The sequence below is a fragment of the Streptomyces sp. NBC_01257 genome (assembly GCF_035917255.1).
Lineage (GTDB): Bacteria > Actinomycetota > Actinomycetes > Streptomycetales > Streptomycetaceae > Streptomyces.
In genome coordinates this window covers 7,418,103-7,431,544 of the sequence record NZ_CP108472.1, presented here as the reverse complement: position 1 = coordinate 7,431,544, position 13,442 = coordinate 7,418,103, and the positions used below count along the sequence as shown (strand labels likewise).

The window sequence follows — 13,442 nt, the reverse complement described above, 5'->3', positions numbered from 1 at the left end:
CAGGGGGATTCACATGTTCGACCGTGGTACTGCGACGACCATACGAAAAGCCGGGGCCGGACCCCGCTGCCCCGAAGCGGGGCGGAAAGCGGCACAGCAGGAGCCGGCGGCGGCGAGGAACGTGGTGGAGAAGTCCTACCTCGTCCTCGGCGCGCTCCCCGTGGACGGCGACTGGATCGGTGCGTCGGAGGTGGCGCGGAACACCGGGCTGCCGAAGTCGACGGTGCACCGGCTCCTCGGCGTCCTGGCCGACCTACGGCTCGCGGACCGGCAGGCCGCCGGATACCGGCTCGGCCCGCGCATGCTGAACCTCGCCCGCCAGGCGTCCGGCGGCCGGGCCCTGGCACTCAGGGACCTCCTGCTGCCGCATCTCCTCGACCTCTTCCAGGCCACCGGGCTCGCCGTCCACCTCGGAGTGGAGCACGAACACGGGGTGCTCTGCCTCGAACACCTGCACGGGCACCGGGGGTTGCCGCTCCCGATCAGGACCGGCTCGGTGCTCCCGCGCCACACGACGGCGATGGGCAAGGTCCTGGCCGCCCACTCGGACGAGACCGGTGACGAGCTGCCCGCGCGGCTGCGCGCCGAACTGGCACGCATACGACGCGACGGGATCGCCGTCAATCTCGGCGGCCCCGCCCGGAACGTGACCAGTCTCGCCATCCCGGTCTGGGACTCCGCGCGCACCGTGGCCGCGGTCATCGCCGTCGCCGGTCCCTCGCACACCGTCGACGTACAGGCGGCTTCGCGCCAGCTCCGCCGGGCCGCGCACGCCGCGGCCCGGGAGCTGGCGGCCGGTGGGGTCATCGGTCCCGTCTGCCGGTGAGGGCGGCGGGACAGCCCTCAGGCCCCGGCGAAGACCGTCGGTTCGCCGGGCTCCGCGCCGTCCTCCTCCAGCTGTTCGGCGAGTTTCATGGCCTCCTCGATCAGGGTCTCCACGATCTTCGACTCGGGGACGGTCCTGATGATCTCGCCCCTGACGAAGATCTGTCCCTTGCCGTTGCCCGACGCCACTCCCAGATCGGCCTCCCGCGCCTCACCGGGGCCGTTGACCACACAGCCCATCACCGCGACCCGCAGGGGTACCTTCATGCCGTCCAGGCCGGCGGTGACCTGGTCGGCCAGCTTGTAGACGTCCACCTGGGCCCGGCCGCAGGACGGGCACGAGACGATCTCCAGAGCGCGCTGCCGCAGACCGAGGGACTGCAGGATCTGGGTCCCGACCTTGACCTCCTCGGCGGGCGGCGCGCTCAGGGAGACCCGGATGGTGTCCCCGATGCCCTCGCTCAGCAGGGCCCCGAAGGCGACGGCGGACTTGATGGTGCCCTGGAACGCGGGACCGGCCTCGGTCACCCCCAGGTGCAGCGGATAGTCACAGACGGCGGCGAGCTGCCGGTAGGCGTTGACCATCACCACCGGGTCGTTGTGCTTCACCGAGATCTTGATGTCGCCGAAGCCGTGCTCCTCGAAGAGCGAGCACTCCCACAGCGCGGACTCCACCAGCGCCTCGGGGGTGGCCTTGCCGTACTTGGCGAGCAGCCGCCGGTCCAGCGAACCGGCGTTGACACCGATCCGGATCGGGACACCCGCACCCGACGCGGCCCGTGCGATCTCGCGCACCTTGTCGTCGAACTGCCGGATGTTGCCGGGGTTCACCCGCACCGCGGCGCAGCCGGCGTCGATCGCCGCGAAGACGTACTTCGGCTGGAAGTGGATGTCGGCGATCACCGGGATCTGCGACTTGCGCGCGATGGCGGGCAGGGCGTCCGCGTCGTCCTGGGACGGGCAGGCGACCCGGACGATCTGGCAGCCCGCCGCGGTCAGTTCGGCGATCTGCTGGAGGGTGGCGTTGATGTCGGAGGTCAGGGTGGTGGTCATCGACTGCACCGATACGGGTGCGTCGCCGCCCACCGGGACCTTCCCGACCATGATCTGCCGGGAGCGGCGGCGGGCGGCGAGGGGCTGGGGCGGCAGTGAGGGCAGGCCGAGGGCGACCGTCATGAGTGCGAACTCCGTTCCGTGAGGTGCGGTGCGTCGGCCGGAAGCCGTCGGCAGGCCTTCTCCACCGCGGCGGCGAGCTGTTCGGCCGTGAGTCCCGACTCCTCCAGGACCTCCTGGCGTGTTCCGTGGTTCAGGAAGCGGGCCGGCGTTCCGAAGTCCCGCAGCGGTACGTCCACGTCGGCGTCGCGCAGCGCCTGGGCGATGGCGGAACCGACTCCCCCGGCCCTGCTGCCGTCCTCGACCGTGGCCACCAGCCGGTGCTCGGCGGCGAGGGACACCAGGGAGCTGTCGACCGGTTTGACCCAGCGCGGGTCGGCCACGGTCACGGTGAGGCCCACCTCGGTGAGCAGCCCGGCCGCCGCGAGGCAGAGAGGCGCCATGGCACCGACCGCGACGAGCAGGACGTCGTGGAGGCGCGCTGCGGACTCGCCGGAGTCGGTGGAGTCGGTGCGTGCGGCGGCCGGTTCGGCCAGGATGTCCGTCCCGCCGCGCCGCCCGACCGCCGGAATGTCCGCCGGTACCGCGCCCTTGGGGAAGCGGACCACGGTCGGCGCGTCCGCGACGTCGAGCGCCTCCCGCAGTTCGGCACGGAGTGTCGCGGCGTCGCGCGGCGCCGCGATCCGCAGCCCCGGCACCACCTGGAGCACGGCAAGATCCCATACGCCGTTGTGGGACGGTCCGTCGTCGCCGGTGACGCCGGCCCGGTCCAGGGCGATCGTGACGCCCGCGCCGTGCAGCGCCGCGTCCAGGAGCAGTTGGTCGAAGGCCCGGTTCAGGAACGTGGCGTACACGGCGACCACCGGGTGCTTCCCGCCCATGGCGAGGCCCACGGCCGAGGTGACGGCGTGCTGTTCGGCGATACCGACGTCGAAGACCCGGTCCGGGTGTGCCGCGGCGAACCGGTCGAGGCCGGTCGGCCTGAGCATCGCGGCGGTGATCGCCACGATCTCCTCGCGCTCCTCGCCCGCCCGGGCCAGTTCCTCGCCGAACACCGAGGTCCACGACACCTTGGCCGGGGCGGGCAGCGGCCGGCCGGTCTTCGGGTCGTGCACGCCGATGCCGTGGAAGCGGTCCGCCTCGTCGCTCTCGGCCGGGGCGTATCCGGCACCCTTGCGCGTCACGACGTGCACCAGGACGGGGCCCTGGTACCTGCGGGCGTTGCGCAGCGCACGCCGTACCGCCGCCAGGTCGTGCCCGTCGACGGGGCCGAGGTACTTCAGGCCGAGTCCGGTGAACAGCGACTGCGGTGTGGTGAAGTCCTTCAGCCCGGCCTTCGCGCCGTGCAGCCCGCGGTAGGCGAGGTCGCCGATGGCGGGGATGCCGCGCAGGATCCGGCCGCCCTGTTCGAGGATGTTGTCGTACGTCGAGGCCGTGCGCAGCACGTCGAGGTGCTCGGCGAGACCGCCGACGGTCGGGGCGTAGGAGCGGCCGTTGTCGTTGACGACGACGACCACGTTCGGCCGGTTGCCCGCGGCGACGCTGTTGAGCGCCTCCCAGGCCATGCCGCCGGTCAGGGCCCCGTCGCCGATCACCGCCACGGCCTGGCGGTCGGATTCGCCGTTCAGCATGTGGGCCTTGCTCAGGCCGTCCGCGTAGCTGACCGCCGTGGAGGCGTGGGAGTTCTCCACCAGGTCGTGCGGCGACTCCTCGCGGGCCGGGTAGCCGGACAGCCCGCCGCGGCGACGCAGCCGGTCGAAGCCGCCCGCGCGTCCGGTCAGGATCTTGTGGACGTAGGTCTGATGGCCGGTGTCGAAGACGATGCGGTCATGGGGCGAGTCGAACTCGCAGTGCAGGGCGATGGTCAGCTCGACGACGCCGAGGTTGGGGCCGAGGTGGCCGCCGGTGCTGCTCACCGACTCGATGAGAAGTTCGCGTATCTCCGCGCCGAGACGGCGCAGGGCGTTCGGGGACAGCGCTCGAAGGTCGTGCGGACCGTGGATGTTCTCCAGGACAGTCATGGGGTTCCTTCCGCTCCTTCCGCCGGGCGGAACTGCGCCGGCCGCGGCGCGTAGAGGCATTGCAGGTCCTCGGCCGGGTCGTTGGCGAATGGCCGTCCCGCCGGGCGGGACGGTCCGATGACGGGTCCGCGCGGCGCTGCCTAATGTGTGCCGCGTCCCGATCCGATGCGAGCACGAGACAGGAGGCGGTTTCCGTGACGAAGGACGTGGCGAACGACGAGACGAAGGACGTGACGGCGCGGACGGCGGCCGGTTCCGCCGCCGCGCCGCTGGTGGTGACCGGTACGGTCGCGTCGTCGCACCCCGATGTGCGGCCGGGTGACGTGCTGGTGGCCACCGAGTTCTCCGCGGTGACCTGTGCGTCCGCCCCGCTGCTCACCGGTGAGCTGCGCAGGGCCGGCCGCAGGGTGCGGGCCGGAACACTCGCGGACCTCGGTGTCCCGCTGGACGAGCCGGTGGTGGCGGCGGCGCTCCGTGCCGCGCGGCCCGACCGGCCGACCGCGGTGGTCCTGACGGCGGGGTCCGCCGACGGGAACGCCGATGACGACGCGGATCCCGACGGAGCGGTCGGCCGCGCGATCGGGGCCTGGCGCGCGGCGCTCGGCCCGCGTGCCGTCCTGCTGGCCGAGCCGCGGTCGTTCTGCGCCGGGGTCGACCGGGCCATCGAGATCGTGGAGCGACTGCTCGACCGCGGTCCGCACCCCGTGTACGTACGCAAGGAGATCGTGCACAACACCCATGTGGTGCGGGATCTCGCGGCCCGGGGCGCGGTGTTCGTGGAGGAGCTCGACGAGGTGCCGCAGGGCGCCACGGTCGTCTTCTCCGCGCACGGTGTCTCGCCCGCGGTGCGCCGGGACGCGGAGCTGCGCGGCCTCGATGTCTACGACGCCACCTGCCCGTTGGTCTCCAAGGTGCACGCGGAGGTCCGCCGGTACGCCGCCCGCGGTGACCGGATCTACCTCATCGGGCACGCGGGGCACGAGGAGAGCGAAGGCACCATCGGCGAGGCGCCCGAGCAGACCGTGCTGGTGCAGACCGCCGACGATGTGGCGGCGCTCCCCGACGACGAGGGGAACGCCTCCTACGTCATGCAGACCACCCTGGGAGCCGATGAGGCGGACTCGGTCGCCGCCGCGCTCCACGACCGCTTCCCCGGCATCCGGGGTCCGGGTTCCGACGACATCTGCTACGCCACGACCAACCGTCAGAACGCCGTGCGCGAAGTGGCCGCCCAGGCCGACCTCGTCCTGGTGGTCGGCTCCGCGAACTCCTCCAACTCGGTTCGTCTGGTGGAACGTTCGGAGGCGGAGGGCACGAAGGCGCGGCTGGTCGAGGACCTCGGCGATGTACCGCTCGGCCTCCTCGCGGGCGCCGGCACCGTCGGCGTCACGGCGGGCGCGTCCGCCGCGCCCGCCCTGGTCGAGGAGATCGTCGCGGGCCTGCGGGCCCTGGGTCCGGTCCGTACCCAGGAGGTTCGGGTCGCGACGGAGACGGTCACCTTCGGTCTGCCCAGCGGCCTCGGCGAGTCCACGGCCTGACGCACCCGCCCTGCCTCGCCCCACCACTCCCCCGTACGGAATACAAGCACTTGGGAAAGAGAGTCACCGCATGACGGAGCCAGCGCTGCACCCCCCGGTCCACGAGATATTCGACCCGGGCTCGGCCGAGTACCGCAAGTGCCCCTATGCCGCCTACGAGGTGGGGCGCCGTGACATGCCCGTCGCACACCACGAGGGCTTCGACGAGTGGATCGTCACCGGGCGCGAAGAGCTGGACGCCGTGCTGCGCGATCCCGGCCGCTTCACCAGCAGGCACAACCTGGAGGGGTCGTACCCCTTCAGCCCTGAGAGCCAGAAGGTCCTGGACGGTTCGCTGTTCTTCCAGAACGCCATCTACAACGTCGAGCCGCCCGCCCACACCCGTTTCCGCAATCTGATCAGCGAGTACTTCACGCCGCGCAGCCTGCGGCGGCTGGAGCCGAGCATCCGGGAGATCTCCCGGCGGCTGGCCGGCGAGCTCGCCGGCGCCGGCCACGGTGACCTGCTCCAGCAGCTGGCGTATCCGCTGCCGTACACGGTGATCTGCGATCTGATCGGCATCCCCGCCGAGGACCGGGACACCGTCAAGCTGTGGAACGACACCTGGCTGGGCCTCCAGGTCGTGCCGATGGAGCCGGAGCAGCAGTTGCAGGCGGCGCAGACCGTGCCCGTCTACGAGGCGTATCTGCGCGATCTGCTGGCGCAGCGCGTCGAGCAGCCCACGGACGACCTGGCCACCGGGCTCGCCCGGGCGAGCCGGTCCGAGGATCCGGTCTGCACCGAGGACCAGGCCGTGGTGGCGCTCCGCTTCATGATCGCCGCAGGTCATGAGACGACCACCAACCTCATCGCCAACACCGTCCACCAGCTCCTGAAGAACCGGGAGTTGTGGGAGTCGGTCGTCGCCGATCCGACGCTGATCGGCGCCGCCGTGGAGGAGACGCTGCGGATCGACTCGTCGGTCCAGGGCGCGCTGAGGGTCACCACCGAGGACGTCACGGTCGGCGCCACGAAGCTCCCGGCCGGGGCCCGGCTGCGGGTGATGTTCGCCGCCGCCGGGATGGATCCGGACTGGGTCGACGACCCCGATGTCTTCCGCCTGGACCGCCCGGGGCTGCCCCAGCACCTGAGTTTCGGCCAGGGCATGCACTTCTGCGCGGGCGCGGCGCTGGCCCGGCTGGAGGCCAGGATCGCCGTGGAGACGCTGGTCGAGCTGGCGCCCGATCTGCGGCTCCGGGACGGCTTCGAGCCGGAGTACCTGCCGGGCGGATTCATCTTCCACGCACTGTCGGAGCTTCCGCTCACCCGGCCCTGACCACCGCAGGAACCTGTCGTCGGACTCCTGCCGGGGTTCGGCGACGGGCGCTCATCCACAGCTTTTCCAGACAAGGAGCACTGCCGTCAGCACTCGTAGGTACGCCCGCCCCGCAATCGTATCGGCAGCACTGCTGATGGCCGCGCTGACCGCCTGTACAGCCGACCCGGCAGCCAACGGCCGGACGTCGGACACCCAGCCCCGGTCCGGCGGCAGCCTGGTGCTGGCCCTCGGCTCCGACCCCAAATGCCTCGACCCGCACCAGGTCGGCAACAGCGACGGGCTGTCCGCGGCCCGTCAGATCGTCGACTCGCTCACCGGGCAGGACCCCAAGACCGGCAAGACCCTGCCGTGGCTGGCCACATCCTGGGAAGCACGGCCCGACGCCCGGCAGTTCACCTTCCACCTGCGCTCCGACGCCACCTTCTCGGACGGCAAGCCCGTCGACGCGCAGGCCGTCAAGGCCAACTTCGACGATGTGGTGAAGCTGGGCGCGAAGGCCATCCTCGGCAACAACTACCTGTCCGGCTACCGGCGTACGACCGTGGTCGACCAGCACACCGCGCGTGTGGAGTTCGACCGGCCCAACGCCCAGTTCCTGCACGCCACTTCGACCACCACCCTCGGCATCCTCGCGCCCTCCGGTCTCACCGCCGGCCAGGGGCAGCGGTGCGCGGCCGTGACCGGCTCGGGACCGTTCACCCTCGACCGGTACACGCCCAACCAGGAGGTGGTCCTGAAGAAGCGGGCCGGATACGCCTGGGGTTCGGCGGCCTGGTCGGCCAAGGGTGCGGCCCGCCTCGACAAGGTCACCCTGAAGATCGTTCCGGAGCAGGGCGTACGGTCCGGGAGCCTCACCTCAGGACAGATCGACGGCACGTTCGGGGTCTCGGCCCAGGAGGAACCGGTCCTGAAGCAGAGCGGCTTCACCGTGCTCTCCCGCAGCAACCCCGGCATCGTCTACAGCTTCGGCGTCAACGTGTCCCGGCCGTTCACCAAGGACGTCGCCGTACGGCGAGCGCTGCAGAAGATCATCGACCGCCGCGAGGTGGTGGACACCGTCCTCAGCCCCTCCTTCAAGCCGGCCAAGAGCATTCTGGCGGGCTCCACCGCCGACTTCACGGATCTGAGCGCGGATCTGACCACCGACCTGCCGGGCGCCCGCAAGCTCCTGGACGGCGCGGGCTGGCGGGCCGAAGGCGACGGAATCCGCACCAAGGACGGCAAGCGGCTCACCCTCACGGTCAACTTCTTCACCGGGTTCACGCCCGGACGGACGGCACTGGAGCTGATCCAGCAGCAGTTCAAGAAGGCGGGCGTCGAGCTGAAGCTGAAGGAGTTCGGCATCGGCCAAGGCCAGCAGGCCTACCGGTCCGGTGACTACGACCTGTCCTGGTCCAACGCGACCAGCCCCGACCCGGACATCCTGCGCGCCTACTACTCGCCGAAGGCCCTCAACGCCGTACGCGTCACCGACGGCCCGCTGCCCGGTCTGCTCGACGCACAGGCCGTGCAGGGCGATGCCAAGCTCCGCACCGGGCAGATCGAGCGGACACAGCAGATCATCGTGCGGGACGCCTACTCGCTGCCCGTGTTCGAGTACGCCACGGTCGTCGGCCTCGCCCCGCACGTGCACGACCTCCGGCTGGACGCCGGCGCCCAGCTCCTGCTGCACGATGCCTGGGTGGCGAAGTGAGGCACTACCTCGCGCGCCGCTTGCTGCAGGCCGTCATGGTGCTGTGGGCGGCGTTCACCCTGTCGTTCGCGCTGCTCTATCTGCTGCCGGGCGACCCCGTCGAGATCATGGCGGGCGGCGGGGCCGGGCAGAGCACGGTGGACCCGGCGCGCATCGCCGAACTGCGGGCGAGCTACGGCCTGGACAAGCCGCTCGCCGAGCAGTACGTGAATCAGCTGCTCGCCGTGGTGCACGGTGACTTCGGTCAGTCGGTGGCCTCGGGCACGCCGGTGTCCGGGATCATCGGCGCCGCCGTGCCGCCGACCGCGCAGCTCATGCTGGTCGCGCTGCCCCTGGCGGTGCTGGCCGGCGCCGGCCTCGCCCTGGCGGCGACGTACACGCGCAACCGCCGGCTGAGCGCGCTGCTGCTCTCGGCTCCGCCGTTCGGGGTGTCGGTGCCGGCGTTCTGGGTCGGTCTGCTCCTCATCCAGCTGTTCTCCTTCAGGCTGCGGCTGTTTCCCGCCACCGGCGACGAGGGCGCGGCGAGCCTGGTCCTGCCGGCCGTCACCATCGCGCTGCCCGCGGCCGCCGCCATCGCCCAGGTGCTCGCCCGCAGCCTGCGGGGGACGCTCTCCGAGCCGTACATCACCACCGCCCTGGCCAAGGGTGCGAGCCGGGCCCGGGTGCATCTGCGCCACGCCACGCGCAACGCGTCGCTGCCCGCGCTGACCGTGGTCGGTCTGCTGACGGGAGAACTGCTCACCAACGCGGTCGTCGTGGAGACGGTGTTCTCGCGGGCCGGGCTCGGCCGGGTCACGGTGACCGCGGTGGGGGCCAAGGACATTCCCGTGGTGCAGGCCGTGGTGGTCCTGACAGCGCTGGTCGTGGTGACGGTGAACCTGCTGGTCGACCTGATCCACCCGGTGCTCGACCCGCGGGCCGCGGGCCGGGTGAACTCCGGCCCGGGCGCGGGCTCCGCCCCGGGTGCGGGCCCCGGCTCCCGCCCGGGTGCGGACACCGATCCGAGCCCCGGCCTGGCGAAGGTGGCCGCGTCATGACGCTTCTCTCCCTGCGCGGCACGAATCTCGCCACGACCTCTCGCCGACGCCTGCGCCCCGGCCTCCTCTGGTCGGCCGCCGTCCTCTTGGTCGCGGCCCTCGCCGCCGTGCTTCCCAGCCTGTTCACCGGGCGCGACCCGCTCGAAGTGGCCCCCGCCGACCGGCTGCTCCCGCCCGGTGGCGGGCATCTGCTCGGCACCGACCAGCTGGGCCGCGACATGCTCTCCCGGATGGTCCACGGAGCCGCGCCGTCCCTCCAGGCCGCGCTGATCGCGGTGGTGGTGGGGGTCGTCGTCGGCGGTCTGCTCGGCGCCGTGTCCGGCTTCGGCGGCGGCGCCGTGGACGGGCTGATCATGCGCGGTGTGGACGTGCTCCTCGCCATTCCGGGCCTGCTCCTGTCGCTGACCCTGGTCACCGTCCTCGGCTACGGCACGGTGAACACCGCGCTCGCGGTGGGGTTCGGGAACGTCCCCGTCTTCGCCCGCGTGATGCGCTCCGAAGTGCTCCGGGTGCGCGGCTCGCTGTTCGTCGAGGCGGCCCGCTCGTACGGCGCCAAGCGCCACCGAGTGCTGGCCCTGCACGTGCTGCCGAACGCCCGGGGCCCGGTGCTCGCACTCGCCGCACTGAGCCTGGGGACATCCGTGCTGGCGGTGTCGGCCCTGAGCTTCCTCGGTTACGGAGCACCGCCGCCGGCCCCCGAATGGGGGTCCCTGGTGGCCCAGGGCCGTGACCACCTGGCGGACGCCTGGTGGCTGACCACCCTGCCGGGACTCTGTGTCGCACTCGTGGCGCTGGCCGCCAACCGGGTGGCGCGGGCCCTGGACGGGGAGATCGGGGAGGCGAAGTGACCGCGCAGAACGAGGACGGCGGGTGCGTCCCGCTGCTGGACGTGCGGGGCCTGTGCGTCACCTACCGTTCCAGGGGCCGCACGACCCGGGCGGTGTCGGGCGTCGACCTGACCATCGCGGCCGGCGAGACCGTGGCCGTCGTCGGGGAGTCCGGGTCGGGCAAGTCGACCACCGCACACGCGCTGCTCGGGCTGCTGCCGGCCGGGGGCCGCATCACGGCGGGCACCGTCCGCTTCGACGGCGAGGACCTGACGGCCCTGGGCGACCGGCGGCTGCGCGAGGTGCGCGGCCGCGGCATCGCCCTGGTCCCACAGGATCCGGCGGTCTCCCTCAACCCGGTGCAGCGGGTCGGCGACCAGGTCGCCGAGGTGCTGCTCATCCACGGTCTGGCCGGGCGGAAGGAAGCCGCCGCGGCCGCGACCGGCATCCTCGAACTCGCCGGGATGCCCGATCCGGCCGTACGCGCGCGGAACTTCCCGCACCAGCTCTCCGGCGGCATGCGGCAGCGCGCCCTCATCGCCATCGCCCTGGCCGGCCGGCCGCGGCTGATCGTCGCGGACGAGCCGACGAGCGCCCTGGACACGACCGTCCAGCAGCGGATCCTCGACCACCTGCAGAAACTCAGCCGGGAATCGGGCACGGCCGTGCTGCTGATCAGCCACGACCTGGCCGTCGCCGCCGCACGCGCCGACCGCATCATCGTGATGCGCGGCGGCGAGGTCGTGGAGGCGGGTCCGGCCGAGCAGGTGATGACGGAGCCCCGGCACGAGTACACCCGGGTGCTGCTCGACGCCGTACCGGGCGCGCCGAGCCGGCGGCGCGCGGAGGTCCGTGAGCGTGAAGCGGCCGCCGACGGGCCGCGCCCGCTCCTGGTCGCCGAGGACCTCGTCATGGACTATCCGCTGCCACGCACCGGCGGCAGCGGCGGACGTACGCTGCGGGCCCTGGACGGGGTCGGCTTCACCGTCCCCGCCGGACGCACGGTCGCCCTCGTCGGGGAGTCCGGATCCGGCAAGTCCACCGCGGCCCGGCTCGCACTGCGCCTGCTCAAGCCCTCCGCGGGGCGCATCGAGTTCGACGGCCGGGACATCACCGCGGCGCCCGAGCGCGAGCTGCGCGCACTGCGCCGCGGCGCCCAGCTGGTCCACCAGAACCCGTACGCCGCACTCGATCCGCGGCTCACCGTCGAGCGGATCGTCGAGGAGCCCCTCAGGGTCTTCGGCACCGAGGGCCGCACCGCGCGCCGGGCCCGGGTCCGCGCCCTGCTCGACCGGGTGGCGCTCCCCGCCCACCTGCACGAACGGCGCCCGGCCGCGCTCTCGGGAGGACAGCGGCAGCGCGTCGCCATCGCCCGCGCTCTGGCGCTCGAACCGCGCCTCGTGGTCTGCGACGAGCCCCTCTCGGCGCTCGACGTGTCGGTGCAGGCCCGCATCCTGGCCCTCCTCGAAGAGCTCCAGGCGGAGCTCGGCATCGCGTACCTCTTCATCACCCATGACCTGGCTGTCGTACGGCAGATCGCGGACGAGGTCCTGGTCCTGAAGGACGGCCGGATCGTGGAGTCCGGCCGGACCGAACGCCTCTTCACCAGCCCGCAGCACGAACACACCAGGGCCCTGCTGCACGCCGCACCGCAGCAGACCGTGCCCCGTCCGAAGGAGAGACTGTGAACGCCCACCCCCGTGAACTCCACCTCAATGTCAACCTGTTGGGCACGGGTACCCACCACGGTTCCTGGCGCTGGCCCGGCTCCGACCCGCTCACCTTCATCAACGTGGAGCGGTACGTCGCCTCCGCGCGCATCGCCGAACGCGGGCTTCTCGACGCCGTCTTCCTCGGCGACATCCCGGGCCTGGTCGAGAACATCACGACCCACCCCCAGTTCAACGCCCTGGAACCCACCCTGATCCTCACCGCGATCGCCCAGGCCACCGAGCACATCGGGCTCATCGCCACGGCGTCCACCAGCTACAACGAGCCCTACAACCTGGCCCGCCGGCTCCAGGCCCTGGATCTGATCAGCCACGGCCGCACCGCGTGGAACGCCGTCACCACGTACGCGCCCAACGTGGCCAGGAACTTCGTGCCGACCCCGCCCGACCGGGAGGCGCGCTACACCAGGGCGACCGAATTCGTCGACGTGGTACGCCAGTTGTGGACCAGCTGGGAGCCGGGGGCGATACCGGCAGATGTGAAGACCGGGCACTACGCGGAGACCTCTCGCATCCGGCCGATCAACCACGAGGGAACGTACTTCAACGTCGAGGGGCCGCTCTGCCTGCCGCCGTCGGAGCAGGGCCACCCGGTGATCCTCCAGGCCGGCGGCTCGCACGAGGGCCGGAACCTGGCGGCCGCCACCGCCGACGCGGTGTTCTCCGGCGCCCTCGACATCGAGGCGGCGCGGGCCGACCGGGCGGACATCCGCGGCCGGGTCACCGCGGCGGGACGGAACGCCGACTCGATCGTGATCCTGCCCGGGCTCACCACCTCGGTCGGCGGCACCGAACGCGAGGCCCTCGAACGGCGCGAGCAGCTGGACGAGCTGGAGGACCGCAGCGATCAACTGCGGCGGCTCGCCGCCCAGCTCACGGTCGACCCGCGCGAACTGGAACTGGACAAGCCCGTTCCGGAGACACTGCTCACCGGCGCCTACAACCCCGTGCACGGACACCACAGGAAGATCTCGCAGCTCGCGCACGACGGCCTGACGGTACGCGACATCCTGCGCCGGGGCGGCGGCAGCGGGCACCTGGTGGCCGCCGGATCGCCGGAGCAGATCGCCGACATCATCGAGCAGTGGTTCACCAGCGGCGCGGCCGACGGCTTCAACGTGATGCCCGACGTGATGGACGACGGGCTGCCGGCCTTCGTCGACCACGTCGTGCCGGTCCTGCAGCGCCGCGGCCTCTTCCGCACCGAGTACCGCGGATCGACCATGCGCGACCACTACGGCCTGGAGTTCCCGGCCAGCCGCGACGCGGCGATCCGCTGACCGAACCGCATCGCACGGGGCGCACCACGCGGCGCGCACCACCCAGCTCACAGCACCGAA

The 13,442-nt window shown here is 72.1% G+C and carries 10 protein-coding genes; 8 read left to right on the top strand and 2 right to left on the bottom strand.

Annotated elements, in window-relative coordinates:
* Positions 1-124 precede the first annotated feature (124 nt).
* Positions 125-826 carry an IclR family transcriptional regulator gene (locus OG408_RS32425; protein ID WP_266784637.1) on the top strand — a complete coding sequence of 234 codons (702 nt, stop codon included), beginning with the start codon at positions 125-127 and terminating at the stop codon, positions 824-826.
* Positions 827-843: 17 nt separating this feature from the next.
* Here OG408_RS32425 and ispG read toward each other — a convergent pair whose 3' ends face one another.
* Positions 844-2,001 (bottom strand): flavodoxin-dependent (E)-4-hydroxy-3-methylbut-2-enyl-diphosphate synthase, encoded by a 1,158-nt coding sequence (ispG, locus tag OG408_RS32420; protein ID WP_266784635.1) that lies wholly within the window; start codon positions 1,999-2,001, stop codon positions 844-846.
* Positions 1,998-3,959, bottom strand: coding sequence for a 1-deoxy-D-xylulose-5-phosphate synthase (dxs, locus tag OG408_RS32415; protein WP_266784633.1), 1,962 nt, complete (start codon positions 3,957-3,959; stop codon positions 1,998-2,000). The genes ispG and dxs overlap by 4 nt, the downstream gene beginning before the upstream one ends.
* Before the next feature lie 194 nt (positions 3,960-4,153).
* Here dxs and ispH point away from each other — a divergent pair, with 194 nt between their 5' ends.
* The 7 genes from ispH to OG408_RS32380 all read left to right on the top strand — a co-directional run bounded on the left by ispH (position 4,154) and on the right by OG408_RS32380 (position 13,382).
* Positions 4,154-5,497 carry a 4-hydroxy-3-methylbut-2-enyl diphosphate reductase gene (gene ispH / locus OG408_RS32410; RefSeq protein ID WP_326673363.1) on the top strand — a complete coding sequence of 448 codons (1,344 nt, stop codon included), beginning with the start codon at positions 4,154-4,156 and terminating at the stop codon, positions 5,495-5,497.
* A 70-nt stretch (positions 5,498-5,567) separates the two neighbouring features.
* Positions 5,568-6,812, top strand: a complete 1,245-nt coding sequence (locus OG408_RS32405) for a cytochrome P450 (protein WP_266784629.1) — start codon at positions 5,568-5,570, stop codon at positions 6,810-6,812.
* A 136-nt stretch (positions 6,813-6,948) separates the two neighbouring features.
* Positions 6,949-8,508, top strand: coding sequence for an ABC transporter substrate-binding protein (locus OG408_RS32400; protein ID WP_266784627.1), 1,560 nt, complete (start codon positions 6,949-6,951; stop codon positions 8,506-8,508).
* A complete protein-coding gene (locus OG408_RS32395) occupies positions 8,505-9,545 on the top strand; it encodes an ABC transporter permease (protein WP_326673361.1) in 1,041 nt (346 codons plus the stop codon). The genes OG408_RS32400 and OG408_RS32395 overlap by 4 nt, the downstream gene beginning before the upstream one ends.
* Complete coding sequence (locus OG408_RS32390) at positions 9,542-10,393, top strand: ABC transporter permease (protein ID WP_326673360.1); 852 nt, start codon at positions 9,542-9,544, stop codon at positions 10,391-10,393. The genes OG408_RS32395 and OG408_RS32390 overlap by 4 nt, the downstream gene beginning before the upstream one ends.
* Positions 10,390-12,060: an ABC transporter ATP-binding protein gene (locus OG408_RS32385; RefSeq protein WP_326673359.1), complete on the top strand. Its 1,671-nt coding sequence runs from the start codon at positions 10,390-10,392 to the stop codon at positions 12,058-12,060. Before OG408_RS32390 ends, OG408_RS32385 begins: the two co-directional genes overlap by 4 nt.
* Positions 12,057-13,382, top strand: coding sequence for an NtaA/DmoA family FMN-dependent monooxygenase (locus tag OG408_RS32380; RefSeq protein ID WP_285564573.1), 1,326 nt, complete (start codon positions 12,057-12,059; stop codon positions 13,380-13,382). The genes OG408_RS32385 and OG408_RS32380 overlap by 4 nt, the downstream gene beginning before the upstream one ends.
* Positions 13,383-13,442 lie beyond the last annotated feature (60 nt).